We start from the raw sequence: 23671 nt of genomic DNA on the forward strand, positions 1-23671 counted from the left end.
GACGGCCTTTGTGTTGTCACTGGTTTGGTTTTTGTTGCTGTTTTTGATTTCTGTGGTTTATATCGTTGGTTAGTTTGTTCAGTAGCGGCGCGGTTTGAGCGTGGGCTTGGATTAAGTGGCCGTAGTCGGCCAGGCTTAATATTTCGATTGCTTGTTCGGTGGCGGATTCTAGTATTTTGATTTCGTCGCCGGTGGCTACGAAGCGGCCGATGTTGTTTTTTCGGATTTGTTGGGCTTCTAGTGTGTCGCTGACGTGATTTACAAAATAATCGCGGGCGATGCTTAGTTTGATGCGGGCGATTTCTTGTACGGTGTCATCGGTTTGGATTTTGGTACTTTGTAGGATGAGGACTAATTCAACCATGAGGTAATTGGTACAGCAGGCAGCCCATAAGTCGGTCTCGTTGGCTGTTCCTGCTTTCAGGCGGTCGATGTACTTCAGCAGCGGGCTAGTGGCTTTGTCGATTTCGTTGATGGTCAGACCGCGCCGGCTGGTTTTCATGATGGCTATCATGTGTGGGGGTATGCCGTCAAAGGTTTTGGGTTGGTACCGTTTTCTTTTTTTCATGCTGCGTCCTTGGTGTGCCATCGGCCCAATAGCTGAACCGATGGCGGATAGTGCGTTCGATGATGATTTGGATGATGATCAGGGCTAATTTAATGATGGCGGGCATGTTTTACTCGTATACAATGCCGCCGCCGATTAATTCGGGATGGGCGTCAAAATCGATGCAGCCATGATCGGGATTGCACTCTTCGGTGGCTGTATTTTCGTGGTGGGCAATGGCTGGGGCGCAACCATAACCGAGTGCGGCGGCTAGGATGGCGATGATTAGTGTGTAGCGGATTTTCATTTCAGACGGCCTTTCTTAAAAATATCGGGGATTGCGTCCATTAATGATTCTGCAACCATTTCGGCGCGGTCTTGCGTTAATGCTTTAAAAATTCGGTCTTGCTTTGAGCGATTTGGAAATTTGAATTGCCATGTGGAGTTGATCGATTTAACTGTTCCACTTGCTTCGAAATGTGAATTCGGGATATTAAGCACGAATATCGATTGGTAGTTATTGCGATGCTGTGTTTGAATTTTCAGCATGAGCCGGCCATATTTTGTGCGGTAGATTTTACGTTTCATTTCACATGCTCCCTAAATGAATGGTTTGTACTAATTCTTTGAGTGCGGTTTTGACCGCTTGCTGTGGTTCGCGGTGTCCGCCGGTTCTGACGAGGTTTTCGCCGGATTCGTTGCGGATTTGGCAGCTGTAGTAGGTCAGATAGTTGGTTGTGGTGTTAGCGTTTACGTCAATTCGCAATAGGTAGGTTTCTTGAACTTGGGTAGTCATGCGGCGGCTCCTTTTGGGTTGTTGGTTTTTGCGGCTTGAGCGGCCAACCATGCGTCTATGTTGGATTCAAGCCATACTGTTACGTTGCAGGCGATTTTGAAGGGTTTGGGGAAAGTGGCGTCATAGCGGGTGTTGTCGGGGTTGCATTTTGCCCAGACAAAGGGAATGCTGACCCCCAGTTTTTCGGCGACTTGTTTGGCGCGAAGGGCGCGGTCGGTATATTTTTCTGAAGTCATGGCGGTTTCCTTTGTTGTTTATTTCGATAGTTGTAGTTTAGTAAACACTTAATTCATAGTCAAGCAAAAAGTTTATTATTTGTTCAATAAATATTAAATTATCTGATTTTTAAGGGAATTTAATTTGCAAAAAAAAACGCCTAACGGGACTGGTGGTAGGTGGTTTTGGATGTTTAGGTGAAAAAAAACCGCCCAGTGGGCGGTTTTTTTAAGGGGAGGGATTAGGTGGCGGTTCGGTATTGTTATGAGTGGTAAGGAAGCCAAGAAAAAAACAGAGGATGGCTCTCGGAGAGAATATGGTTGTGTGTTTTCATTCTTACATAAATGCGGTCGTTGTCTGAAACGGGTAGTCCGCTGATTGTTTGGTGTAGCATGAATGACGCGTTTTCTTCTGTATAACTGCCGTCATATGGTGGAATCTCAAATGCGGAGATTACATCATTGTTGCGGACGATCTCCAGAAAAATTTGACGGGTTTGCAAGGTCTGTATATCCATACCTTTGGCGGAAAATGAAATAGACAGGCACAGACGGCCTAAAATGGCTTGTTGTGTCGGGATATGGCATATATCGGGGAATATACCTATCAGACTGTATTTGTCATTTTCCGCATGGCGGATGATTTCATCGCAATAGTGGACATTTAGGTGGATCATGCCTGCTCCATATATTTGTACTGCCGTTCGAACGCTGCACGAACCTCAAGCGGGGAAACGCCTAATGCGTTTGCCAGTTTCTGTACAGTTTTATCTTGCAGGGATTGTTTGCTGTTTTCGATGCGGGACAGATAGGGTTGAGGCAAGCCTGCGGCGGTTGCCAATTCAGACTGTGTAAACCTCTTTTTCATCCTTAGGCTGACAAATGTCTCCCCGCCTGCTTTGAGGGCTATTTTATCGGCAATTTTCGCTGCCGCCCTGTCCATCGCTGCTTTTCGGCGCGGATTTTTCCGCACATGCTCAATATGCTCTGCGGCGGGGGTAGTGTTGGGGCTGATCGGTTTGACGCATTTAATCTGCCCGTTTATCCGCAGGCAGTTTATGTGGGTGACGGGGGTGGCGGATGTAGGTGTTGATACTGTGCAGGCGGCCACGGCAACAGTGAGTGTTGCACCCATTTGGAACAATGTGCCGTTAGTTGGAGTACAGTTCTTCATAGTCTTTGATAATCCGTTTTGTGATTGGGTGTTCTGCCTGATAGTGAAATTTGTCTGTCTTCTTGTTTACAACAGCCAATATATCTATGCGGCGGATATACGCGCCGTTTGGCTGTTTTTCATGGCATGGTGCGTAAATTATTCTGTATCCGGCGACTTCTTCGCTGTCAGATCGGACGCGTAAAACTTTGATGTCTTTTTTCCACAATGACAATATGGGTTTCACTTCCAAATCAATCGGGCCTATGGTTTCGCCATATTCTCTGAAGTATTTGTTTTTGTATAAGCCATCAAAAATAGCAGAGTCCGCCTGAATCATCTCAATGATGTTCTCGAGATAAGCGACCGCGTCTTCGTCTTTTTCAAAGAGGCGGTCTAAATCCTGCTCGGCGTTAAAGTGGACGGTCAGCTCCATGCGTGCCCTTTTTTATATATTATATCTTTTTAGTTATACCGCGCAATATGCGGTAATAAATCAGTTATTCAAATATTTTAAATCCATAGCCTTCTGCCGGTAACAGTCTTTTTTCTGCTACATCTCTTCGAGCTTCCACGCGCCTTTGATTTTGCCGCAGATTTTAAGCTGTTCAAGGTCATGCTTCTCTACAGTTTCGGTTTCGTAGCGTTTGTTGTCGCTTAGGATTTTGACGCCGCCGGTAACGGTACGTTGCAGGCGTTTGGCGCGCAGGCCGTCGGAAACATGAATCAGGTATACGCCGTCTTCCATCATTTCAGTAACGGCGGTGTCGACAAATATAACGTCGCCTTCATCAATAGTTCCTGCCATGCTGTCGCCGCGTGCGGTGATGATTTTGATGTGGGAGAGGTTTCCGCCGAATTTGTCTTTTGCCCACAGGCGCGATACGTTGACGTAATCGACGACTTCCGCGGGCAAGTTTTCGATACCATTGCCGCATGCCGCTTCGATGTTGAGGCGTTCAAAGCGGATTTGTTGATCGTCATCTGAACCAATCGGACTGTTTGGCGTGGAGTCCAAATAATATCTTCCCATGCCGTAGTCTTCTTCCAGCCGTCTGCTGACTTTTTCGCCAAAAGATGCTTTGCCGCTCATCAATTGAGACAGGAGGCTTTTGTCTTTTGTCGGTAGGGTTTTGTCTTCAAAGAATTTTTTTAAATTTTCAATCCGTATTTCTTTCAATTCTGACTTATTCATAGCTATATCTCCCAGCAGTAATATTCATATTCTATTTAGTTTCTACTAAACAAACAAATAATAAATATATTTGCTTTTTAGTTTAATGACTGTTAAACTTGTTTAATGTTTAAAAATGGAGCAGATATGACTCACGCTGAATTTATTAAAACGCTTTCGACTAAGCGTGGAGCAAGGTCGGAATATGCCCAAAAGTTGGGTTTGTCTCTGTCGTTTTTATGGCAAATCGAAAACCGAAAGGCTGTAACACCGAAGCGGTGCTACGAAAATGTAATTTTGCTTACCAATGGTCGGGTTTCTGTATCCGACCTGATTTCCGAAACGAGATCATAGCCTTGGTACGGATTTCTCATTTTTCCCCCCATTACTGATTAACGCGCAATCAGTGATTCAGCCTGCCCTCTCAAGGGGGGGGCAGGCCTTTTTTACGCCTAAAAAATGTGCAGGACAAACGGATATGGAAAACAAACTGGATTTTAAAACGGTTGCCGATGCGGCTTTGAATGCGGTGGACAACCTGCTTGCGGAATGGCTTCCGTCAGGCAAATACAAAGGGCATGAGTTCTTCGCCCTGAATCCGACGCGGGCGGATAAGCATCTTGGCAGTTTTGCGGTCAATACGCATTCGGGCGCGTGGGCGGATTATGCGACGAACGATGCAGGCGGCGATTTGGTCAGCCTCTATGCCTATCTTTTCTGCAACGGACGGCAGGGGGACGCGCTAAAAGCGGTCGCCGAGCGGCTGCGCATCGGCAATTTCGGAGCGGTCGAAAGGAAGGAATGGGACGGCGAGCCGAAGACGGGTAAGTCGAAACGGGAAAGCTGGCAGCCTATTGCGCCGTTCGATGAAGGCCGTCTGAAATATCTGGAAGGCAGTCAGGTTTACCGTCTTTGTAAAAATGAGCGGGCGGAAGGCTTGCGGGCAGTGTACCGCGATGCGGACGGCAAGCCGCTTTGCGTTGTGCAGCGCTTTATAGACCAGGACGGCGGAAAATCCGATTTGCCGTTTGTGTGGGCGAAAAACAGCGAGGGTGTAGAGAAGTGGACAAGCCGCCGCCTAAAGGATCCACAGCCGCTGTTCGGGTTGGATACTTTGGCGGAAAGGCCTGATGCGCCTGTTTTGATTGTCGAGGGCGAAAAGTGCAAGCTGGCGGCAGAGGCGTATTTTGATTTGAAGGGCTGGGTTGCCGTGTCTTGGCTGGGCGGTTGCAACGGCTGGAAAAAGGCGGATTGGTCGCCGCTTGCCGGGCGCAATGTGCTGATTTGGCCTGACTGCGATTCCCAGCGGGAAAAGCTGTCGAAGAAGAATGAGGCGGCGGGTGTGAAGCCGTCGGATATGCCGTATCTGCCGTGGCGCGGACAGCCCGGCATGAAGGCGGCGCTGGGGATTGCCCAAGTTCTCAAGGAGTCGGGCTGTACGGTCAAAATCGTGAATATTCCGAATCCGGGCGTGTGGCCGTCGGGCTACGATATTGCAGACGTGATTTCGGATACCGAGCCGCTGACGACGGTGCGTGAGATGATGGCGGATACGCTGGTTTTCCCGTTTTCAGACGACATTGACGGGCAGCCTTTCCCGCGCCTATCCGATAAGGAGCGTGCGGCGCAAAATGCGCCCACGGCAACGAAAGGGGGCGGCGGGGACGGCGATGATGCGGAATACGACGGAGAAAATCCGCGTTTGGCGGAATTGTTGAAAAATTACGCGCAAATTGGGTTGAAAGAGAAGGTTTTGAACTTGGAAACAGGGGAATCTTTCAGCCGAAGCCAGTTGGAAAAAGTGTTTTCGCGTCCTGCCGTGCTGACTTGGTTTCATCTGCGCGATAAAAACAAGCTATCGGAGCTTGAGGCGGGGATTTTAATCAAACAGAAAAAATTGGAGGCGATGGCGGTTGTCAGCCCCGTTTTTAAAAACGCGCTTGCCCGCTATATCTACCTAGACGGGACGACGGACGCCTACGACAGGCAGTTGGAAGCTATCGTGTCGCTGGCGGCGGTCAAGGCTGCCGTGCCTGAAGAATTTGACGACTGGAGCAAGTCGCCCGCTCGCCTCGTCTGTCCGATGAGCAATTATGTGTTTGAGCCGGATATGCCGCAAGGTGTGGTGTATAAAAACGAGAAATTAAGCCATATCAATGCGTTCAAGGGCTTGCCGAAAAAGGCTGAAGCGCCTGAAAAGCCGTTCGCGCCGGAAACGCCGCTGGCTGAATTGGAAAAACATTTTCCGAAATGTGCAAACATTATCGGGCTGGTACGGCATTTGTGTTCGGGCAACGGCAATTTGAGCGAGGCTTGCACGGAATGGGTTCTAAACTGGCTTGCCTGCCGTTTCAGGCGGCCAGCCGAAAAGCCCGCTACCGCATTGGTGTTTATCTCCGAAACGCAGGGCGTGGGCAAATCGACGTTTGGCGAGAAGGTCGTCAAAGAGCTTTTCGGCGAGTATCTGCGCCAACTCGACCAAAACGCGCTGGAATCGCGCTTCAATGCGTCGCTGCTGTTTGCACTGGTTACGATATTCGAGGAAATCAGTCCGTCAGACGAGCGGCTGAACGTCATCGGCAAACTGAAAAACATGATTACGTCGGATGTGATTATGGTGGAGCGTAAAGGGCGCGATGCAGAAAAACACAACGACTTCAATTCTTTTATCATTTTCTCGAACGACGAGCGGTCTATCCCCATCGAAAGCAACGACAGGCGGTTTATGGTCTTGTCGTGCAACCGCAAGTATTCGGACGCGCAATACGAGGCATTGCAGGCGGAAATCGACAACGGCGGAGTGGACGAATTCGCGCGGTTTCTCTATGCGCTGCCGCTGATGTATTCGGACGGTGATACGCGGCGGGCATTCACGCCGCATACCAAGCCGCTGACGACAGAAATCAAACGGCGGATGATCAACCTGAACAAACCTTCTTGGGAAGCTTTTCTGGACGACTGGTGGCGCGGCGATTTGGGCTTGCCCTTCATCTCCTGCGCTGCGGGCGATTTGTGGTCGGCATACAAGAAATGGTGCATAGATACCAAGACTTTCTATATGCAGCAGAAGAATTTTTATGCAAATATAGCAAAACGCTTGGCGGATTTGCGAAGCACGGTTACAATCCACGGACAGCCGAAAAAAGTACGGTTTTTCGCCGTGCCACATTCGTGGCTGTCGCCCGACAATCAGGAGAAGTTTCCGCCGCCGAATACCGACAAGACCGAACGTGGTTCTGAAGGGTCGGTTTCAAAGGCAGATTATTACGGCAGGCAGATAGAAGCATTTGCCCTTGCCTCGGATTCTGACCGGTTTTAGGCGTTTGGACGGGGTTGGACACCGTTTGGACGGGGTAAGAGTCGGAAAAAATCCCTTTAAAAACATCGTTTAGACCGTTTGGACGGTTTGGACAGGGTAGTTATCCCATACGCGCGAAGATATACATTTATCTTCGCGCTTTTATTTTTTCTTTTTATACACCTTGTCATATTTTGTTTTTATTTTTTTCTTCTTATACGCGGATTTTTATAAAAAAGTATGTCCAAACGGTCTAAACGATGATTTTAAAGGGAAAAAAGGTGTTTTAAAAGTTGTCCAACCCTGTCCAAACGGTATATTTCCCCGTCTAAATCTTGATTTTTAAGGTTTTTTCGAAATGTCGGTAATTTTGATATGTGGTAAGATACGGACAAGGAGATGAAAATGAAGCATTTGAAGAATATTTGGGAAGGTATGGGGCTGATTTCCTCCGTATTATCCGAGCCGAAAGCCTATCCTGACACAAGGAACGGTTTTGCACGAGACCATGCAAGACTGATACGGGACGCCCGGCGCGTTGCCGGTGAACTCAACGAGAAGGCGGAAAAGGTTTATGGCAAGCAAAAATACGCGGATTAGTGCGAAAAACAGAACGGGCAATGAAGTCAGTCTGTCGCACAGTCAGACCGACAGCCCGATTATCGATGTTGCATCATTGGAGCGGTTGCAGTCTTTCCGTCCCGATTTGGTGGATTTTGTCATCAATCAGACGCGCGAAGAGGCGGAAAACCGCCGAAAAGAGGAAAAGCGGATCGTTACATTTACCTTTATCGAACGGATAGGTGGTTTGCTGCTTGCCGCCTTTATATGCAGTTTCGGCGTTTTCGGTTCTGTCTATGCGCTAAATCAGGGTAGCGAAAAGCTTGCAATGACGATTGCAACGGTATCTATCGGTACACTTGCCGTTGCTTTTTTGAAACGAAGATAACAACTGGTTGAAAAATGCCGTCTGTTTCAGACGGCATTTTTTGTTATAATATGCGCTTAAAAATTAAAGCCCTGCGGACTCCGACGGGGCTAGGGATGGTCGGTGCGCGAAGAAATCGACTGATAAATGACTATTGATGATTTGCTTGCCCGTTGGGGCTTTTGGCGTTCGGTTCGGGATGATAACGGACTGGGTTATGCAACCAGTGCGGCAAACCGTGCAATGGCAGGTGATGCGAATACGGGCGGAACGCGTCCGTTGCTGCCTTATGGGGTGGACGCGGATTCGGTGTTTTCTGCGGTGGACAGGGTGGTGATGAAGGAATTGCCTGCGTTCCATCGGGAGGTGTTGCTGTTGCGCTATTCAGGCGGTATCGGCGATGAGTACAAGAAGGTCAGCGTCGAAAAGGCGATGGCAGAGAAGTGCGGCTGCTGCGTCCGCTTGTTCTACAAATATTTGAAAGACGCTAAAGCCTTGCTGTGCGTGGCTTTGAGTAGCAGTGAAGCGGGCAGGCTGTTAAACGGTTGTTAAAAACTGCTTGCGCTTCGTGCAGTGAAATGTTTAAATTATGGAAAACTGCGGTTTCGTGCGTAACGAGACCACAGTTTTTTTATTGTCATTACCCGTATAGGCCGTCTGAACCGCCATTCAGACGGCCATTTCTTTGGGGTGGATATGATAAAGATTAAAGCGGATGCCCGCGAAACCGTGCGCTGGTTTGATAATGTGCAGAAAAAACAATTGCCGTTTGCGTGTAGTCGAGCTTTAAACGCTGTGGCAAAAGATGTTAAGACCGCCGAACAAACGGAAATGAAGTCGGTCTTTGCTGCACCGAAAGCTTATACCGTGAATTCGGTTTTCGTCCGAAAGTATGCGCGTAAGACTGATTTAACCGCTGTTGTTGATTTTAAAGACGGTGGCCGTGGGCGCAGTGCTGCTAAATATCTTGCGGCGCAAATCGAAGGCGGAAGCCGTAGGCAGAAAGCGGTGGAATCGTTATTGATTGGCCGTGGGTTAATGCCTGCCGGAATGAAGATTGTTCCGGCTGCGGTCAAGCTGGATCAGTACGGTAACATAACGCTTGGCACGTTCAGGCGCTTGGTTGCCGGCGTGGCGGCGGGTACGCACTTTGCGCTACATCGTCAGCATGGCAAGCTTGAGCCTGGACTTTATCAGCGTAGTAAGCGCGGCAAGGTTAAGCCCTTGCTGATTTATGTGAGTGGTGCCAGCTATGGTAAGCGATTTAAATACTTTGAAACGGCAGAACGTACAGTTCAGTCCAAGTATCGTCAACACTTCGATAGGGAGTTGGCAAATGCTGTGGCAACAGCCCGTTAGGTACTTCCGCCGTCGCTGGACACGCGGGTGATTCGCGCCGCGTTTTTTGTGAAGCGACAGGGGGCGTTAGCTTCCTTACTTGGTTTTGTTCCGATGATTTTTGTGTGTGATGTGAGTTTTATGGGTGGCCTTTGTCCACCCAGTTTTTTTTAGTGTGTTTCAGACGGCCTGTCATTTTTGAATGTGTTGATATTGGGTCTGGTGGCAAGCCGTCTGAAGTGCATTTTTAGGACTTGGATATGCTGGTTAATAAAAGGCAGTTGTCCGAGATTTTAGGCGTGTCCGAACGGTCGTTGACGGATTGGCAGAAAGAGGGTTTACCCGTTGCCAGCTATGCCGACAATCGAGGACAGGCAAACGAATACGAAAGCAGTGAAGTTATCCGCTGGATGGTTCAGCGTGAAATTGAGCGACTGAACAAAGAGAAGCCGCGCGATAGACTGGACAGGCTTAAGGCTGATGCGATTGAGCTTGATATTAAAGAGAGAACGGGCGAACTTGCTCCGGCCGCGTTGTTTGAGCGCGCTTGGTCGGATCATATACTTGCTGCCCGTACCGAATTTTTAACGATGCCTGATATTTTGGCCACCGAATTGAGCGCGACGGCTGGCGTTGAAATCGACCCAGATGCCATTGCCGCCCATATTTACCGAGCGCTTGATAAGCTGGCGAACTACGGAGCCGATGACGATGCAGACAGCGACAGCAACGATGCAAGTGCAGATGGCTGATACCGTGTTGCGCGTGTTGCGGCAGGCATGCCAGAAATGGCGTCCGCCGCGTAAGGTAAAAACACGTGACTGGGCGAATAAGTACCGCTACTTGTCGAGTATTGAAGCAGCCCGACCCGGTAAATACGTTTTGGGCGTTACGCCATATCTTGAGTGGGAAAACAGCCCGCTTGACGCTCTTGATGATCCAAATGTACAAGTGATTTGCTGCCAAAAATCCGCGCAAGTCGCATGGACTTCCGGTGTATTGGGTAACTTCTTGGGCAAGACAATCGACACCGACCCTAGCCCAATACTGGTGCTATTCCCGAAAGAGGGTGCGGCCAAGGAGTACATGGACGAGAAGTTCACGCCGATGGTAGAGGCTACACCTGCCCTGCGTGAAAAAGTCGATACCCGTGCCCGCGTGCAAGGGCAAAGGCAGCTATTTAAGAAATTCCCTGGCGGTTTCCTTAAGCTGGTGGGTTCAAACAGCCCTGCCAGCGTGAAATCGTCGCCGGTGCCGATTGTGTGTGTGGAAGAACCTGACGACTGTAACCTAAACCTACGGGGGCAGGGCGACAGTATCAAGTTGGCAAAGGAGCGAACAAAAACCTACCGCCGTCCGAAAATTATTTTAGGCGGCACACCAACCATTGCAGGCGTATCAACCATAGCGGCTGAAATGGAGCTATCCGATAAACGCGTTGGTATGGTGCCATGCCATGAATGTGGCGAAGCGCACGCTTTGAGTTTTGACTACTTAAGCTGTGATGAAGACCCGAACGGCAACCATCCCGTTTTCGGTAAGAAATTGCCTGAAACTGCACATTACACCTGCCCGCATTGTGGCAGTGTATGGAACGATATGCAGAAAAACCGCAACGTGAAGCGCGGCTGGTGGCAAGCTACCGCCCCATTTCATGGCACCGCTGGTTTTTATCTGAACGAGCTTTACAGTCCGTTTCCCGGCAGTGTCTTTTCCGAATTAATGAAAAAATGGCTCACCGCGCAGTATGAGATGGATAACGGCGATGTCGCGCCAATGATTGCATTTGTCAATTCATCAATCGGCATTCCGTTTGAAATGACTAACGACGGTGTTAAAGAGGATGAGCTGGCTGAGCGTGCCGAAGACTACCCGGAAAATACCGTACCACGTGGTGGCCTGTTGTTGACAATGGGTGTTGACGTACAGCACGATCGATTGGCTATTATTATTCGCGCCTGGGGGCGCGGTGAGGAAAGCTGGTTGGTTTGGTGGGGTGAGATACACGGCAATACCGTTGACCCTAAATCAGACGTTTGGCGCAAGCTGGCGGAAATGATTTTCCAGACAGTCTACCGGCATGAAAGTGGTGCCGGTATGAAGATTGCCGCGGTGTCTATTGATAGTTCAGACGGCAATACGTCTGATGCGGTTTATGGTTTCGTCCGCGCCTGCCGCGGTTATAAGAATATCAATGTAATGGCTGTGAAGGGTAGTTCGAACCCGGATAAAGAGATTTTCAGCCGCGCCCGTGCGATTGATCTGAAACACAAAAACACCAAGGCCGACAAATTCGGCGTACAGGTGTATAGCGTTGGGGTGAGCCGTGCTAAAGACCTGCTGATTGATGAGCATGCCCGAATTAATTTAGAAGGTAGCGGCGCCGGCCGTATGCACTTTTATTCAGGCGTCCGCGCCGATTACTGCAGCCAGTTGTTGTCTGAAATCAAAGTGCCGAGCCGGATGAATAAGCACAAAAAAGTGTGGCAGAAAAAAGTAGGAGTGCGAAACGAAGCGTTGGACTGCGAAGTGTACGCACTTCATGCCGCCCGTTCGCTGGGTACGCATACCATGTCTGCCGCGCGGTGGGCGTTGTATGAATCGGCCTTGTTGCAATCCGAACTGTTTGCAGAACCAAAACCTGAAACTGATCAGGTTGTTGGATCTGAAGCCGGCCACGAAAACAGCAGCGGTTATTCGGCCGTGAACCGTCGCAAGCGTGGCGGCAATTTTGCTACTAACTTTTAAATTCTTGACACGTTGGCGGTGGCACTGCACAACGGTGAAGGACCGAGGCCGGAGAGATGTAGCCGGTACAGTCTGTAAACAGCCCGGCGGTGGCGCGTCGTTAGCAAAGGCAACTGCTACTGTTACTCTCAACCGCCGCCCGGCCTGTAAGTTATGCTTACAGGTTAGGGTGGTTTATAACCGCTTAAAACTATGAAAACCGAAATTTTAGACTACATCCGCGCCAATCCCGGCTGCACATCTACCAGTGTTAATAAAGCACTGCGAGAAGATCGAAGCTGGGCTGATTGGATTAATACGCGCAACGATATAGACAACCTGATTAAAGAAGGGTTGGTCAAATCGAGTGAAGAAAACGGTATCACTTTATTTTATTTAACGGATAAGGCCGTCTGAAATGACTATCCAGCAAATCACCGCCGATCAGCGTGAACAGCAGTTCATAGCAGAATTAGATGATGCCCGTGAAATCTTGCAGGTGCTTAAAAACGCCTATAAGGAACATGCTACCGGCCGTGGCTTGACCAAGCGCTACAAAATTAAAGACCGTGAAATGGAGTTTGTCGATTTGGCAGATTTGCTGAAGCAAATCCGCTATTGGGAAAACGAAATCCGGAAATTTGAAGCTGCTTTAGGTTTTTCAGCCAGGCGTAGCGGACGTATTATTTGCCGATTCTAGGATTACACCATGCCAACAAACAACCCAACCGTGCAAAAGCGCGGTTTTTTTGCGCGTATGTTCGGGCGCAAACAGCCGGAGCAGTCCCAGCAGGGTAATCGCCGCAATTTTGCCGGTGCAGGCCGTTTGGGTGCATTGCAATCGTGGCAGCCGCAAAACTGGTCGGCTGATGCCTTGGCGCAATCTGATTTAGACCGGTTGCGTGCACGTGCCCGTAGTTTGGCGCGAGATAACGACTATATGCGTAAATTCTTGCAAATGGTCGAAAGCAATATTATCGGGCGCGAAGGCTTCGCATTGCAGATGAGGGTGCCGATGGACAACAGCAACAGCTCCGACAGTATCGCAAACCGTGCGATTGAAGCAGCGTTTTACCGCTGGGCACGGCGTGGTGTGTGCGATGTTACAGGCCTGTTGTCATTTGCTGATTTACAGCGACTTTTAGTGCGTTCGGTAGCGCGTGACGGCGAAGCGCTGGTGCGTCACATCTGGGGATTTGGTAACGATTACGGCTATGCCTTGCAGGTTCTCGATATTGACCGTTTGGATACAGGTTTCAGCCGTGATCGGATGGACAATCTTAACGCGGTACGCATGGGTGTGGAGCTTAATGAATACAGTCGCCCGGTGGCTTATTGGTTGCGCACCAGCCATCCCGGCGAGCGCGGTCAGATTTCATCCAGCCCAAATCTGCGTGAGCGGGTGCCGGCAGATGAGATCAGCCATATTTACCTGCACGACCGACCAGAACAGCGGCGCGGCTTCCCGTGGGTTGCTTCAGCGATTGTCGGGCTGCAAAACTTGGGCGGTTATCAGGAAGCGGCGATTATTGCGGCGCGTATCGGCGCGTCAAAGATGGGTTTTTTCAAGCAAACCGAAGAATCTGACAGCTTTATGCCGCCAATCGATGGGCAAGAAGTGAATAACGGGCATGGCGGTGTTGATTTAATCGATACGGTTGAACCTGGGACGTTTCATGAGTTGCCCCAGGGGTACGATTTCACTCCTTTTAATCCAGATTATCCCCATGCGAATTATGATGCTTTCGTTAAAGCAAGCTTACGCGGTTTGGCGAGCGGATTAGGGGTTTCGTATCACTCGCTGGCAAACGATTTGGAGGGTGTGAACTTTTCCAGCATCCGTAGCGGTACCCTTGAGGAACGTGACGCGTGGATGTCGTTGCAGAACTGGTTTGCCGAAAGCTTTTTGTATGACGTTTTCGACCGTTGGATTGAATCGGCGTTGCTTATGGGGGCGATTAAGTTGCCTAGCGGTAAAGCATTGCCGCCTGCCAAGCTGGATAAGTTTAAAAACTACCAATGGCAAGGTCGCCGCTGGTCGTGGGTTGACCCGTTGAAGGATATTAAAACTCACGAAGCAGCTGTATCGCTGGCGGTTAAATCACGGCGCGATATTTGTGCCGAAATGGGCTTGGATTTTGATGATGTGCTGGCTCAAATCGAGCAGGAAAACGTGCTGATGGCCGAAAAAGGCATTATCTCAACTGTAAGCAATTCCGCTGCGGCGGTAGAGGGAACACCAAATGACGAAACACAATAAACCAGATAAAGCAGATATGCAAAACATGAGCCGATTTGCCGTATTCGAGCGTGAAACGGTGAATACCGAAAATCGTACGGTCGAAGTGGCATTTTCGAGTGAGGAGCCGGTAAAACGCTGGTTCGGCGATGAAGTATTAAGCCACGCGCCCGGCGCGTGTGATTTGAGCCGTTTAAACGATGGCGGCGCGGTGCTGTTTAATCATGCTTGGGATAAGCATATCGGCGTAATTGAACGCGCTTGGATTGATTCCGACAAAAAGGGCCGTGCATTAATCCGATTTGGTAATAGCGCCCGTGCTGCGGAAAAGTGGCAGGACGTGCAAGACGGCATCCTGCGCCATATTAGTGTTGGCTACCGTGTTAATGATATGGCATTAGATAATCCCGAAGCTGATTATGATGATTATCGATACATTGTTACCAGCTGGGAGCCATACGAAATCAGTTTTGTAACCGTGCCTGCCGATACTACGGTTGGTGTTGGACGCAGTAACACGCCTGAAGTAACACAATTGCCGGTAGAACCGGAAACCCAAAATCCTGAACCTATTGAAAAAGGAAACCGTAACATGGATAAAACCCAAAATAAGCCGGCAGTTGTACCTGCCGAACCAACCGATACCGCTGAACGCGGCATGCAAGCCGAACGCAGCCGTGTAAGTGAATTGCTGGCGATTGGCCGTGCATATGCGGCGCATGGTGGCATTGAGGCCGCCGAAAAAGTGATTGCAAGCGGCGGTAATGAAGCGAATTTGCGCGCGGTCATCATGGAAAACATGAAAACGCCCACTACCGTAACATCGGACAGCATCGGTATGAACGCTACCGAAAAACGTGAATTTTCGTTGCTGCGAGCAATGGAAGCTGCGGCCACAGGCAAGTGGGAAAAAGCAGGTTTGGAGCGTGAAGTATCCGCTGAGTTGGAAAAACAGCATGGTCGTAGCGCAACCGGCTTCTTTGTGCCTACCGATCTGATGGCACGTGCATACAGCAAAGGCAATGCAGCCAACGGCGGCAACACTATTGCCACTGATTTCCGTGATGACTTGTTTATCGATCTGCTGCGCAACCGTCTTGCTACCGCCCAACTGGGTGCTACCGTATTGGATGGTTTGGTTGGTGATATTACTATCCCGAAACAGCTGACCGGTAATAGCGTAACTTGGGTGGATGAAAACGGCCAAGCCAGCGATAGCAATGCCACATTTGGCCAAATTGGCTTGAAACCTAAAACCGTTACTGCCAATACCGAATTAAGCCGCAAATTCATGCTGCAATCGTCTTTGTCGGCTGAACAATTTGCACGTAATGAATTGCTCCAAGCCATGATGTTGGGTATCGATTTGGCAGCCATCAACGGTAGCGGCACGTCGAATCAACCTACAGGCATTCTGAATACATCCGGTATTGGCGCGGTAGCCATCGGTACCAACGGTGGCGCGTTGACTTGGCAGCATATCGTTGCGTTGGAAACATCCATTGCCGCCGCAAACGCAGATTTGGGCAACTTGGCATACCTGACCAACACCAAGGTGCGCGGTGCGCTGAAAACTACTCTGAAATCCGAAGGCGTGAGTGGTTATATTTGGCAAGACGGCGATACTCCGTTGAATGGCTACCGCTGCGCAGTATCCAATCAAGTGCCGAGCAACCTGACTAAGGGTTCTGCGGCGGGTAAATGCAGCCCTCTGATTTTTGGTAATTGGGCTGACCTGATGATTGCCCATTGGGGTGTTTTGGATGTGATTGTTGATCCGTACACCAAGGGTAAGCAAGGTGCGGTGGTGATTACTGTTCTGCAGGATGTCGATATTGCTGTACGCAATGCCGAATCTTTTGCGGCAGTGAAAGATATTGTGACCGCCTAAGTAGTTTAATCAAGAAATGCCTGTCTGGAAGGTTTCAGACAGGCATTTGTGTTTAAATCATTGGAGTTTGAAATGGCAAAAGTACAAATTATCCCGCGCCGTTCTTTTTTCTTGGGCGATATGCTGCTGAATGAGTCGGAGGTGGCAGTCGTTGAAGAAGCGGATGTAGGTCATCTGATTAAAAGCGGCTGGGTTGATCTGGTAGAAGACGGTGGCGGTGGTGAATCCAAACCGGCGGCCGGCAAGAAATCTGGTGGTAAAAAAGTACCGTCCAAAGTGAGTGAAACAGACGGTCAACGCGAAGGCGAAACAGACGGTCAACGCGAAGGCGAAACAGACGGCCAACGCGAAGGCGAAGGCGAGAATGTTTAAAGAACCGTTCGAGGTGTTTACCAATACCGCAGATTTCGGTGAAACCGTTTTGATTGACGGCGTGCCGGTAGCGGTGGTGTTTGACCGCGAATATCTACCCAATAATGGTTTCGGCGTGGTCATCGGCAATGCCGACCCACAGTTAATTGTTGCCGACAGTAAGCTGCCGTCTAATATCAAAGATGCCACCATCACCGCACGCGGTGTGGCGTATTCTGTGGCTGAAATTGATTATGACGGTTCTGGTATGTCGGTTATTCAGTTGAGAAAACAGCATGACAAGCCAGCTTACTGAAATCCGTTCTGCGGCGGTGGCATTGTTGAAGAAACGTTTTCTGCGTGTCTATGACAACCGTGTGACCGCGCCTGCGCATTCGCAGTTACCGTGTGTGGTGGTTTATATCGATGGGCGGCGTAGCGAAGTATTTAACGTGTCGCCTGTTGAATTAAAGCATACCGTACGTTTGGTAACGATGGTTTGTGTGCAGGCTAATGAACAGGCTGATGCGCTTGCAGAAGAAATGCTGGCTGTGGTTGAGCGGTTGTTTTACGCCAACCCAACCCTACGGCGGTTGGATGTCAACGGCGAGCAGTGCGATATGTTGGCTGATGATTTATTACCCGACAATCTTAATATCGAATATGACGACAGCGGCGAGTATGTTTGCGCATATTATCAGCAAGGTTGGCAGGCTGTGTATCACGAGCAATGCGGCGAGTATGTCGGCGGTGCGGCGGAATATTATCCGCAAGCCGTTATTGTGCAGTCGTTTGCCGATGGCCTGATAGCATCAAACCGCTGGCAGTTGTACGGTACAGATCCCGAAATCGAAGCAGAAGACTTAATCCCGAAAGGCTGAAAATGGCTAATATTATCCAAATCAAGCCGGTGGAAGGTTATGTAGTGACCGACCCGGCAACCATGCAACCGCTGCCCGAAGAAGGTGCATCGGTGGAGTGGTCGAATTACTGGCAGCGCCGCATCAACGAAGGCGCGGTCGAGTTGTTGCAAACAACGTCGAAGAAAGGTGCTAAATAATGGCAATCGCATTTGACCAAATCCCTGGCACTTGGCGTTTACCGGGTGCAAAAACTGAATTTAACAATGAATTGGCCAACCGTGGCGCAACCCTGAAAGCCTTTCGCGGCCTGATTATCGGCCAGATGCTGGCAGGCGGAAAGGCTGAAGCGGGCAAGCTGGTTCGTATTTCGCGTGCAGAACAAGCCGCTGAATTGTTTGGGGCTGGTTCGCAAATCGGTGTGGGTGCGTCCGCATGGTTTAAAAACAACGGCGACTATATCGAAACTTGGGCACTGCCGCTTGCTGATGCGGGTGAGGGTGTGTCCGCTACGGCTAAAATCACTTTTACCGGCGCGGCACAGGAATCCGGAGCGATTTACCTGTATATCGGCGGTGTTCGTGTGCCGGTTGCTGTGTTGGTAAATGATACTGCGGACGTACAGGCAACCAAAACTGCCGCCGCTATCAATGCCGCTACTGGCTTGACGGTAAGTGCGGTAGCGGCCGCCGAAGTGGTTACGCTGACAGCGAAAAACAAAGGCGCGGTAGGCAATGATGTGGATTTACGCATTAATTACTACCCGCTGGACGAGAAGACGCCTGCTGGCATTAAAGTGGCATTTACTCCGTTTGCAGGTGGCACCGGTAATCCGGATTTAACGGCTGCTGTGGCCGCAATGGGCGATTTGCAGTTTGATGCGATTGTTCTGCCGTACACCGATGCTGCGGCGCTGAAGGCAATGGAAGACGAAATGCAAAGCCGTTGGGGTGCGATGCGTGCTATCGACGGCATGTTTTTTGCTGCGTCGGCAAAAGGTTTCAGCGCTTTAACCACGTTGGGCAACAGCCGTAACAGCCCGTTTGCCTGTATCGGCGGCTTGCCGAAAACGCCGTCACAACCGTTTGCCTTGGCGGCGGCTATGGCGGCACAGGCAGCGTTTGCTGCGCAAAATGACCCGGCGCGACCGTTCCAAACGCTGGAACTGGTCGGTATCTTACCACCTGCGGAAAACGACCGCTTAACCGAGCAAGAGCGCAATATTTTACTGTTTAACGGTATTTCTACCTACCGCATCAATGCGGGCGGTAGCGTGCTGATTGAAATGTTGATTAGCACCTACAAAACCGGTAAATACGGCCAAACTGACGATAGCTACCTGATGATTAACACCGTCTGGACGCTGTCTTATCTGCGCTACGACTGGAACGCGTACATTGTAAGCAAGTATCCGCGCCATAAGCTGGCTGATGATGGCAATAAGTTTGGTGCCGGTCAGCCCATCATGACGCCAAAGCAGCACAAGGCAGAAATGGTGAGCCGTGCGAAGTTGTGGATGGAATTGGGTTTGGTGGAAAATATCGACCAGTTCACCGCTGACAGCTTCAGCGAACGCAATTTGGCGAACCCTAACCGCTTAGACAGCTTGTTCGTGCCGGATTTGGTGAATCAAATGATTGTATTTGCCAACAAAGTGCAGTTTATCAGTTCATAAACCATAGGCCTGTCTGAAGTAATTTAGACAGGCCTTTAAACAAGGATTAACAACATGGCAAAACAAAACCGCCGTGCCGGTACCATTTTCTTTAAAGTGGGCGGCCGTCAGCTGGATGCCAAGGGTAATTTTACCTATAACTTAGGCAACCCAAAGCGTGAAGCGATTATTGGTGCAGATGGCGTGCATGGATATAAAGAAACTGTGCAGACTGCCTTTATTGAAGGCGAAATTACCGACAGTGCCGATTTGAAGCTGGCTGATTTAACCAATATCGACAGTGAAACCATCACCTTGGAACTGGGGAACGGTAAAACCGTGGTCTTGTCGCAAGCGTGGTTTGCCGGTGAAGGTACGGGCAACACCGAAGAAGCCAACATCGGTGTGCGTTTTGAATCGCGCCTGCCTGCGCAGGAGATTTAAAGCACAATCAGCCGCCTTTATGGCGGCTGTGTGTTGAAATTATCAATAGAGAGTAGATAAATGGAAGAATGTACTATCAAATTAACAGCGCCGATCATGCACGGTCAAAACGAAATTACTGAATTAACCCTGCGCCCTATCACCGGTAAAGATATGCTGGGTATTAAGTTTGAATTTGATACCGCCGGCAAGATGGTTGTGGATGCTGATGCATCGTTTAAGCTGGGTTACAAGCTCACGGGTATCCCTGCGCCTGTTCTTTCGCAAATGATTGCGCCTGATGTGCTGAATTTGTCGATTGAGTTGCAAAGTTTTTTAGCCAGTGGCCAGTGGACTGGCCGGAGCTAGCGGCAACAATTGGCTACACCTTTAAGGGTAGCGCCGGTAATCCGTTGGATTTGGATTTAGACGGCCTGTTGTGGTGGTATGACAGAGCAGTATGGATTAATGAGCAAATATCTGGTTAAAATAACTGTGTTTATTAACTGGATGAAATCATGAAAAAGAATGCTTTAATTTTTGCTGCTTTATTGTTGTTATCTGCCTGTGAACAACCTGCTGAACCGACTGAAAAATCGGTGGAAGCATCTGCACCGCTTCAGGCTGCTGAATCTAAACAGAAAGTTTTGTTTGATGTCCGTGAAATTGTTTTGAAGCCAAGAAAGCAGGTCGAATTGTTTACTGGTGCGGCTTTGGGTGATTGTGAAAACAATAAAAACGGTCTTTCCTGTCATTATGAAAAAGATGGCAGTATTATTGATGTGGTTTATATTAATGGTGTTGCTGATTGGATAACAATCACGAATCCTAAATTTGAGCAGTTGGATGTGCCGTATCAGTTGGGTATGGATTATGAAAAATCTACTTCTATGACGGATGCGGTCATTGAATATAATGGAAAATTTGGTTTTCAAAGCCTAACCGTATTTAAGTCAGGTGCGGCGGTTGATTATGTTTATATCAAAGCAAAAACGCTTTAAAGTTTAGTTCTTAGGGCCGTCTGAAATTCAGACGGCTTTTTGTTTGGATAAATCATGGCTAATGCAAAGACACAAATTGAAGTCACCGTACTGGACAAAGCCAGTCGTGCGCTGGATAAAATTAAGGGTAAGTTCGCAGGGCTGAATAATGGCAAGGTGGGTGAGGCAATGGCGCATATTACCCGTGCAACTTCTCAGTCCAGTAAGATTCTGGGCGCGTATGCGGCTGCAAGTGGTGTGATTGCCGCTGGTGCGGGTGTATTTGCCAAGGGTGTGATGGATACTGCGTCTGAATTTGAGCGGTACGAAACTATTTTGACTACGCTTGAAGGTAGTGCAGAAAAGGCTAAGAAATCTATGGCTTGGATTTCAGACTTCGCCGCCCGCACACCATATGAAATGAATGAAGTGACCGATTCTTTCGTGAAATTGAAGGCTTATGGTTTAGACCCGTTGAAAGATGGGTTGTTAAATTCTCTTGGTGATACGGCGGCGGCGATGGGTAAGCCGGTGATGCAAGTGGTTGAAGCGATTGCTGATGCTGTAACGGGAGAAAATGAACGTCTAAAAGAGTTTGGTATTAAGGCCAGTAAAATCAAAGGTACTAATTTCACGGAATACAGCTACACCGACAAAAATGGTAAGCAGCAGTTGGCGAAAGTGGAATCTAACAACCGTGCGATGATTCAAGCTACTTTGCAAACCATTTGGAATGAAAAATACGGTGGTGCGATGAATAAGCTTTCCGGTACATGGGAAGGCATGATGTCGAATCTTTCCGATCAGTGGTCTAGATTTAAGCTGTTGATTGCACAAAGTGGGGTGTTTGATTTTCTGAAAGACAAGTTAAGCGGTTTTTTGGATAAAGTGAACAAAATGGCCGATGACGGCAGTCTACAAAAACTTGCTGAAACGATAGGTCAAAAGCTGGTAACCGGTTTTGAGCGTCTATGGGAGGTTGGCGGTAAGATTTACGATAAATTTGTTGCCATTAACGACTTTTTCGGGGGATTTGAAAATACGCTGACCGCGCTTGGCGTAGTGGCTTTACTGCCATTGGTGGCGGCCATTGCGAATATCGGGGTGGCAATCGGGTCGCTGGTGGTTGCTTTGGCACCTTTGGCTACCGCGCTTATTCCTGCTATTGCAGGTTTTGCGCCGTTTATTTTGGCGGGTATCGCCATCGGCTTGTTGGCCGGTTATATTTGGTCGAACTGGGAACCGATCAGCGGCTGGATTATGGAAAAATGGGCAGCTGTAACCGATTTTTTAAGCGGTGTTTGGGAGAGTATCAAATCGCTGTTTGCGGCTGGTTTTGATTTGCTTAAGTCGTATTTTCTCAATTTTACCCCGCTGGGTTTGATGATTCAGGCAATGCAGCCGATTATCGGCTGGGTGGTGTCCAACTGGGAAAGCATCAAGGCGGTGTTTTCCGGTGCGATAAGCGCCATTGGGTCGATTTTGTCGTCATTCAACCCGGTGCAGTTTGTGCAGGCGGCGTTTTCGCGTTTGCAATCTTTTATCGGTGGTATTTTTGACGGAATTAAAGCTAAGGCGGCCAGTATCTTGAATCTTTCTCAGGAGGCAGGTCGGGCTGCTTCATCGTTGCCTGCACCCGGTGCGGTTGTTCGTGGTGGCGGTGGCGCAGGTCGTGTGGATGTGAGCATTAACCACAGTAACGTGCCGCGCGGTACTACCATGAAAACTACCGCCAGCAACCGCGTGAATTTGAGCAGTAAACAAGGTTATGCATTCGGCTGATAGGGTTTAGAAATGTCTTGGAAAAACAAATTGCGCCCCGCGTCTTTTCGCGGGGCTTCGTTTGGGGTGGAATCGCACCAAACGGAGCAAGGCCGTCGAACGCAGGTACACGAGTATCCGGGGCGTGATGATCCTTATGTTGAAGACTTGGGATTAAAGGCGGGTACGTTTTCGGTGCGCGGCTTTTGTATCGGTGCGGATTATATGGCTGCCCGCGATAAGCTGCTGGAAGCATGTAACCAGCCGGGCGCAGGACAGTTGGTGCATCCGTATCTGGGCACGCAGAATGTTGTCTGTACGGCGGTATCGCTGTCTGAAACCGCCGATGAAGGTGGCATGGCGCGGTTTGATTTATCTTTTGTGGTGGCGGGTAAGAATCAGTACCCGGCGCAAACAGAAGATTTAATCGGTAGCTTGCTGGAAAAATCCGATTTTCTGGATTCGGCATTAGGCGATTGGTTCAGTGAAGTGTTCAGTCTGAATGGTGTACCGGATTTTCTAAGTGTACAGGCGATAAATGATCTAACCGCGCGGCTCAATAAGCTGTCCGATTTATCCAGTTTGCTGGATTTGGGTAAACAGTCCGAATTTTTGCAGTCGGTAACAGGGTTGCTTGGGTCAGTTAAAAAGCTGGCAAATGTGCCTGCTGATTTGGCTTTTCAGGTCTTGGGTGCCTTCACCCAGCTTTCCGGTGGTTTTGGCCGCCCGTTGGCCGGTATCCAGGCGCTGAAATTGGCGTTTAAGAAGAAGCCGGATTACAGCGCAAAGCGCATCAATGACACGCATTTGTTGGCAGCGCCATTGCAACAGGGGATTAAAAACCGTGAAGCGGTGGCATCACTATTTGAAATTGCGGCATTAAATGCGGCGGTTGCCACGGCAGTATTGATGCCTGATGACGTGCGTATTGAATTGCCGCAAGTCGGCGGCGATTTTTCAGACGGCAAGCCCGGCAGTAGCAACAGCCGGATTGCGGCTAAAAACGAACGCGAAAGCCTGTTTGAAAGTTTGGATGAAGCCATTATCACCCGCCGCGATTTATTGGCATGGATTGATGCGGTTGCGCCAGATGTCCCTGATGCGGTTTATTCTGCCTTGCAGGATGTACGGCGTGCGGTAGTTCAGGCAGTACCTGATGCACAAAATGAGTTGCCAAGATTGCGTGAAATCACCCCGAAAGCAAGCCTGCCTGTGTTGGTGCTGGCTTATTCGGTGCATGGTGATGCCGCGCGATCTGGCGAAATGCTGCGGCACAATGTAGTGGCGCATCCGGGGTTTATGCCGGTTGCTCCGCTGCGGGTATTGAGTGATTAAA

General features: G+C 49.4%; 30 protein-coding genes. 21 read left to right on the top strand and 9 right to left on the bottom strand.

Annotated elements, in window-relative coordinates; genetic code table 11:
- Nucleotides 1-16: 16 nt before the first annotated feature.
- The 9 genes from HMPREF2871_RS04250 to HMPREF2871_RS04285 all read right to left on the bottom strand — a co-directional run bounded on the left by HMPREF2871_RS04250 (nucleotide 17) and on the right by HMPREF2871_RS04285 (nucleotide 3906).
- The gene (locus tag HMPREF2871_RS04250; protein ID WP_141751232.1) at nucleotides 17-568 is read right to left on the bottom strand and encodes a hypothetical protein; all 552 of its coding nucleotides are present in this window, start codon (nucleotides 566-568) and stop codon (nucleotides 17-19) included.
- A gap of 109 nt (nucleotides 569-677) precedes the next feature.
- Complete coding sequence (locus HMPREF2871_RS11875; protein ID WP_161799805.1) at nucleotides 678-854, bottom strand: hypothetical protein; 177 nt, start codon at nucleotides 852-854, stop codon at nucleotides 678-680.
- Nucleotides 851-1135 carry a hypothetical protein gene (locus HMPREF2871_RS04255; RefSeq protein ID WP_049343814.1) on the bottom strand — a complete coding sequence of 95 codons (285 nt, stop codon included), beginning with the start codon at nucleotides 1133-1135 and terminating at the stop codon, nucleotides 851-853. Before HMPREF2871_RS04255 ends, HMPREF2871_RS11875 begins: the two co-directional genes overlap by 4 nt.
- A 1-nt stretch (nucleotide 1136) precedes the next feature.
- Nucleotides 1137-1343 carry a hypothetical protein gene (locus tag HMPREF2871_RS04260; RefSeq protein WP_049343811.1) on the bottom strand — a complete coding sequence of 69 codons (207 nt, stop codon included), beginning with the start codon at nucleotides 1341-1343 and terminating at the stop codon, nucleotides 1137-1139.
- Nucleotides 1340-1579 carry a helix-turn-helix transcriptional regulator gene (locus HMPREF2871_RS04265; RefSeq protein WP_049343809.1) on the bottom strand — a complete coding sequence of 80 codons (240 nt, stop codon included), beginning with the start codon at nucleotides 1577-1579 and terminating at the stop codon, nucleotides 1340-1342. The genes HMPREF2871_RS04260 and HMPREF2871_RS04265 overlap by 4 nt, the downstream gene beginning before the upstream one ends.
- 242 nt (nucleotides 1580-1821) lie before the next feature.
- Nucleotides 1822-2235 carry a hypothetical protein gene (locus tag HMPREF2871_RS04270; protein WP_070629583.1) on the bottom strand — a complete coding sequence of 138 codons (414 nt, stop codon included), beginning with the start codon at nucleotides 2233-2235 and terminating at the stop codon, nucleotides 1822-1824.
- On the bottom strand, nucleotides 2232-2693 hold the full coding sequence (locus HMPREF2871_RS04275) for a helix-turn-helix domain-containing protein (protein WP_049343805.1): 462 nt from the start codon (nucleotides 2691-2693) through the stop codon (nucleotides 2232-2234). Before HMPREF2871_RS04275 ends, HMPREF2871_RS04270 begins: the two co-directional genes overlap by 4 nt.
- A 16-nt stretch (nucleotides 2694-2709) precedes the next feature.
- On the bottom strand, nucleotides 2710-3147 hold the full coding sequence (locus HMPREF2871_RS04280) for a hypothetical protein (protein WP_049343803.1): 438 nt from the start codon (nucleotides 3145-3147) through the stop codon (nucleotides 2710-2712).
- Between the two features lie 117 nt (nucleotides 3148-3264).
- Nucleotides 3265-3906, bottom strand: coding sequence for a S24 family peptidase (locus HMPREF2871_RS04285; RefSeq protein WP_049343801.1), 642 nt, complete (start codon nucleotides 3904-3906; stop codon nucleotides 3265-3267).
- Between the two features lie 457 nt (nucleotides 3907-4363).
- On the opposite strand from HMPREF2871_RS04285, the gene HMPREF2871_RS04290 reads away from it, so the two are divergent.
- The 21 genes from HMPREF2871_RS04290 (at nucleotide 4364) to HMPREF2871_RS04385 (ending at nucleotide 23670) form a co-directional block, all read left to right on the top strand.
- A complete protein-coding gene (locus HMPREF2871_RS04290; protein ID WP_049343799.1) occupies nucleotides 4364-7204 on the top strand; it encodes a DUF5906 domain-containing protein in 2841 nt (946 codons plus the stop codon).
- Between the two features lie 384 nt (nucleotides 7205-7588).
- The gene (locus HMPREF2871_RS04295; protein WP_141751233.1) at nucleotides 7589-7783 is read left to right on the top strand and encodes a hypothetical protein; all 195 of its coding nucleotides are present in this window, start codon (nucleotides 7589-7591) and stop codon (nucleotides 7781-7783) included.
- The gene (locus HMPREF2871_RS04300; RefSeq protein ID WP_049343672.1) at nucleotides 7758-8132 is read left to right on the top strand and encodes a hypothetical protein; all 375 of its coding nucleotides are present in this window, start codon (nucleotides 7758-7760) and stop codon (nucleotides 8130-8132) included. The genes HMPREF2871_RS04295 and HMPREF2871_RS04300 overlap by 26 nt, the downstream gene beginning before the upstream one ends.
- 126 nt (nucleotides 8133-8258) lie before the next feature.
- On the top strand, nucleotides 8259-8663 hold the full coding sequence (locus HMPREF2871_RS04305; RefSeq protein ID WP_049343669.1) for a hypothetical protein: 405 nt from the start codon (nucleotides 8259-8261) through the stop codon (nucleotides 8661-8663).
- A gap of 144 nt (nucleotides 8664-8807) precedes the next feature.
- On the top strand, nucleotides 8808-9470 hold the full coding sequence (locus HMPREF2871_RS04310) for a hypothetical protein (RefSeq protein ID WP_049343667.1): 663 nt from the start codon (nucleotides 8808-8810) through the stop codon (nucleotides 9468-9470).
- A 239-nt stretch (nucleotides 9471-9709) separates the two neighbouring features.
- Nucleotides 9710-10201, top strand: coding sequence for a terminase small subunit (locus HMPREF2871_RS04315; RefSeq protein WP_049343666.1), 492 nt, complete (start codon nucleotides 9710-9712; stop codon nucleotides 10199-10201).
- Complete coding sequence (locus HMPREF2871_RS04320; RefSeq protein ID WP_053088858.1) at nucleotides 10161-12197, top strand: phage terminase large subunit family protein; 2037 nt, start codon at nucleotides 10161-10163, stop codon at nucleotides 12195-12197. The genes HMPREF2871_RS04315 and HMPREF2871_RS04320 overlap by 41 nt, the downstream gene beginning before the upstream one ends.
- 192 nt (nucleotides 12198-12389) lie before the next feature.
- A complete protein-coding gene (locus HMPREF2871_RS04325) occupies nucleotides 12390-12593 on the top strand; it encodes a hypothetical protein (protein ID WP_049343661.1) in 204 nt (67 codons plus the stop codon).
- Nucleotide 12594: 1 nt separating this feature from the next.
- Complete coding sequence (locus HMPREF2871_RS04330) at nucleotides 12595-12876, top strand: hypothetical protein (RefSeq protein WP_049343659.1); 282 nt, start codon at nucleotides 12595-12597, stop codon at nucleotides 12874-12876.
- Between the two features lie 9 nt (nucleotides 12877-12885).
- On the top strand, nucleotides 12886-14436 hold the full coding sequence (locus tag HMPREF2871_RS04335; protein ID WP_049343657.1) for a phage portal protein: 1551 nt from the start codon (nucleotides 12886-12888) through the stop codon (nucleotides 14434-14436).
- On the top strand, nucleotides 14420-16306 hold the full coding sequence (locus HMPREF2871_RS04340) for a phage major capsid protein (RefSeq protein WP_049343655.1): 1887 nt from the start codon (nucleotides 14420-14422) through the stop codon (nucleotides 16304-16306). The genes HMPREF2871_RS04335 and HMPREF2871_RS04340 overlap by 17 nt, the downstream gene beginning before the upstream one ends.
- 72 nt (nucleotides 16307-16378) lie before the next feature.
- The gene (locus HMPREF2871_RS04345) at nucleotides 16379-16678 is read left to right on the top strand and encodes a hypothetical protein (protein WP_070647852.1); all 300 of its coding nucleotides are present in this window, start codon (nucleotides 16379-16381) and stop codon (nucleotides 16676-16678) included.
- Nucleotides 16671-16973: a head-tail joining protein gene (locus HMPREF2871_RS04350; RefSeq protein WP_049343653.1), complete on the top strand. Its 303-nt coding sequence runs from the start codon at nucleotides 16671-16673 to the stop codon at nucleotides 16971-16973. Before HMPREF2871_RS04345 ends, HMPREF2871_RS04350 begins: the two co-directional genes overlap by 8 nt.
- Entirely contained in the window at nucleotides 16954-17538 is a 585-nt protein-coding gene (locus HMPREF2871_RS04355; RefSeq protein ID WP_065424123.1) for a hypothetical protein, read from the top strand. Before HMPREF2871_RS04350 ends, HMPREF2871_RS04355 begins: the two co-directional genes overlap by 20 nt.
- A gap of 2 nt (nucleotides 17539-17540) precedes the next feature.
- Nucleotides 17541-17717, top strand: coding sequence for a DUF2635 domain-containing protein (locus HMPREF2871_RS11705; RefSeq protein WP_141751234.1), 177 nt, complete (start codon nucleotides 17541-17543; stop codon nucleotides 17715-17717).
- Nucleotides 17717-19192, top strand: coding sequence for a phage tail sheath subtilisin-like domain-containing protein (locus HMPREF2871_RS04360; protein ID WP_049343651.1), 1476 nt, complete (start codon nucleotides 17717-17719; stop codon nucleotides 19190-19192). Before HMPREF2871_RS11705 ends, HMPREF2871_RS04360 begins: the two co-directional genes overlap by 1 nt.
- A gap of 54 nt (nucleotides 19193-19246) precedes the next feature.
- Complete coding sequence (locus HMPREF2871_RS04365; protein ID WP_049343649.1) at nucleotides 19247-19615, top strand: phage tail tube protein; 369 nt, start codon at nucleotides 19247-19249, stop codon at nucleotides 19613-19615.
- A 60-nt stretch (nucleotides 19616-19675) separates the two neighbouring features.
- Entirely contained in the window at nucleotides 19676-19963 is a 288-nt protein-coding gene (locus tag HMPREF2871_RS04370) for a phage tail assembly protein (protein WP_049349576.1), read from the top strand.
- Between the two features lie 149 nt (nucleotides 19964-20112).
- Nucleotides 20113-20595: a hypothetical protein gene (locus tag HMPREF2871_RS04375; protein WP_049343646.1), complete on the top strand. Its 483-nt coding sequence runs from the start codon at nucleotides 20113-20115 to the stop codon at nucleotides 20593-20595.
- Between the two features lie 54 nt (nucleotides 20596-20649).
- The gene (locus HMPREF2871_RS04380; protein ID WP_053088857.1) at nucleotides 20650-22356 is read left to right on the top strand and encodes a tape measure protein; all 1707 of its coding nucleotides are present in this window, start codon (nucleotides 20650-20652) and stop codon (nucleotides 22354-22356) included.
- Between the two features lie 12 nt (nucleotides 22357-22368).
- The gene (locus tag HMPREF2871_RS04385) at nucleotides 22369-23670 is read left to right on the top strand and encodes a DNA circularization protein (RefSeq protein WP_049343643.1); all 1302 of its coding nucleotides are present in this window, start codon (nucleotides 22369-22371) and stop codon (nucleotides 23668-23670) included.
- Nucleotide 23671 lies beyond the last annotated feature (1 nt).

The organism is Neisseria sp. HMSC067G12 (assembly GCF_001812725.1).
GTDB classification, from domain to species: domain Bacteria; phylum Pseudomonadota; class Gammaproteobacteria; order Burkholderiales; family Neisseriaceae; genus Neisseria; species Neisseria perflava.

Coding starts and splice junctions, on each gene's coding strand:
- HMPREF2871_RS04250 (WP_141751232.1), bottom strand. CDS start 568: ATGAAAAAAAGAAAACGGTACCAACCCAAAACCTTTGACGGCATACCC.
- HMPREF2871_RS11875 (WP_161799805.1), bottom strand. CDS start 854: ATGAAAATCCGCTACACACTAATCATCGCCATCCTAGCCGCCGCACTC.
- HMPREF2871_RS04255 (WP_049343814.1), bottom strand. CDS start 1,135: ATGAAACGTAAAATCTACCGCACAAAATATGGCCGGCTCATGCTGAAA.
- HMPREF2871_RS04260 (WP_049343811.1), bottom strand. CDS start 1,343: ATGACTACCCAAGTTCAAGAAACCTACCTATTGCGAATTGACGTAAAC.
- HMPREF2871_RS04265 (WP_049343809.1), bottom strand. CDS start 1,579: ATGACTTCAGAAAAATATACCGACCGCGCCCTTCGCGCCAAACAAGTC.
- HMPREF2871_RS04270 (WP_070629583.1), bottom strand. CDS start 2,235: ATGATCCACCTAAATGTCCACTATTGCGATGAAATCATCCGCCATGCG.
- HMPREF2871_RS04275 (WP_049343805.1), bottom strand. CDS start 2,693: ATGGGTGCAACACTCACTGTTGCCGTGGCCGCCTGCACAGTATCAACA.
- HMPREF2871_RS04280 (WP_049343803.1), bottom strand. CDS start 3,147: ATGGAGCTGACCGTCCACTTTAACGCCGAGCAGGATTTAGACCGCCTC.
- HMPREF2871_RS04285 (WP_049343801.1), bottom strand. CDS start 3,906: ATGAATAAGTCAGAATTGAAAGAAATACGGATTGAAAATTTAAAAAAA.
- HMPREF2871_RS04290 (WP_049343799.1), top strand. CDS start 4,364: ATGGAAAACAAACTGGATTTTAAAACGGTTGCCGATGCGGCTTTGAAT.
- HMPREF2871_RS04295 (WP_141751233.1), top strand. CDS start 7,589: ATGAAGCATTTGAAGAATATTTGGGAAGGTATGGGGCTGATTTCCTCC.
- HMPREF2871_RS04300 (WP_049343672.1), top strand. CDS start 7,758: ATGGCAAGCAAAAATACGCGGATTAGTGCGAAAAACAGAACGGGCAAT.
- HMPREF2871_RS04305 (WP_049343669.1), top strand. CDS start 8,259: ATGACTATTGATGATTTGCTTGCCCGTTGGGGCTTTTGGCGTTCGGTT.
- HMPREF2871_RS04310 (WP_049343667.1), top strand. CDS start 8,808: ATGATAAAGATTAAAGCGGATGCCCGCGAAACCGTGCGCTGGTTTGAT.
- HMPREF2871_RS04315 (WP_049343666.1), top strand. CDS start 9,710: ATGCTGGTTAATAAAAGGCAGTTGTCCGAGATTTTAGGCGTGTCCGAA.
- HMPREF2871_RS04320 (WP_053088858.1), top strand. CDS start 10,161: ATGCAGACAGCGACAGCAACGATGCAAGTGCAGATGGCTGATACCGTG.
- HMPREF2871_RS04325 (WP_049343661.1), top strand. CDS start 12,390: ATGAAAACCGAAATTTTAGACTACATCCGCGCCAATCCCGGCTGCACA.
- HMPREF2871_RS04330 (WP_049343659.1), top strand. CDS start 12,595: ATGACTATCCAGCAAATCACCGCCGATCAGCGTGAACAGCAGTTCATA.
- HMPREF2871_RS04335 (WP_049343657.1), top strand. CDS start 12,886: ATGCCAACAAACAACCCAACCGTGCAAAAGCGCGGTTTTTTTGCGCGT.
- HMPREF2871_RS04340 (WP_049343655.1), top strand. CDS start 14,420: ATGACGAAACACAATAAACCAGATAAAGCAGATATGCAAAACATGAGC.
- HMPREF2871_RS04345 (WP_070647852.1), top strand. CDS start 16,379: ATGGCAAAAGTACAAATTATCCCGCGCCGTTCTTTTTTCTTGGGCGAT.
- HMPREF2871_RS04350 (WP_049343653.1), top strand. CDS start 16,671: ATGTTTAAAGAACCGTTCGAGGTGTTTACCAATACCGCAGATTTCGGT.
- HMPREF2871_RS04355 (WP_065424123.1), top strand. CDS start 16,954: ATGACAAGCCAGCTTACTGAAATCCGTTCTGCGGCGGTGGCATTGTTG.
- HMPREF2871_RS11705 (WP_141751234.1), top strand. CDS start 17,541: ATGGCTAATATTATCCAAATCAAGCCGGTGGAAGGTTATGTAGTGACC.
- HMPREF2871_RS04360 (WP_049343651.1), top strand. CDS start 17,717: ATGGCAATCGCATTTGACCAAATCCCTGGCACTTGGCGTTTACCGGGT.
- HMPREF2871_RS04365 (WP_049343649.1), top strand. CDS start 19,247: ATGGCAAAACAAAACCGCCGTGCCGGTACCATTTTCTTTAAAGTGGGC.
- HMPREF2871_RS04370 (WP_049349576.1), top strand. CDS start 19,676: ATGGAAGAATGTACTATCAAATTAACAGCGCCGATCATGCACGGTCAA.
- HMPREF2871_RS04375 (WP_049343646.1), top strand. CDS start 20,113: ATGAAAAAGAATGCTTTAATTTTTGCTGCTTTATTGTTGTTATCTGCC.
- HMPREF2871_RS04380 (WP_053088857.1), top strand. CDS start 20,650: ATGGCTAATGCAAAGACACAAATTGAAGTCACCGTACTGGACAAAGCC.
- HMPREF2871_RS04385 (WP_049343643.1), top strand. CDS start 22,369: ATGTCTTGGAAAAACAAATTGCGCCCCGCGTCTTTTCGCGGGGCTTCG.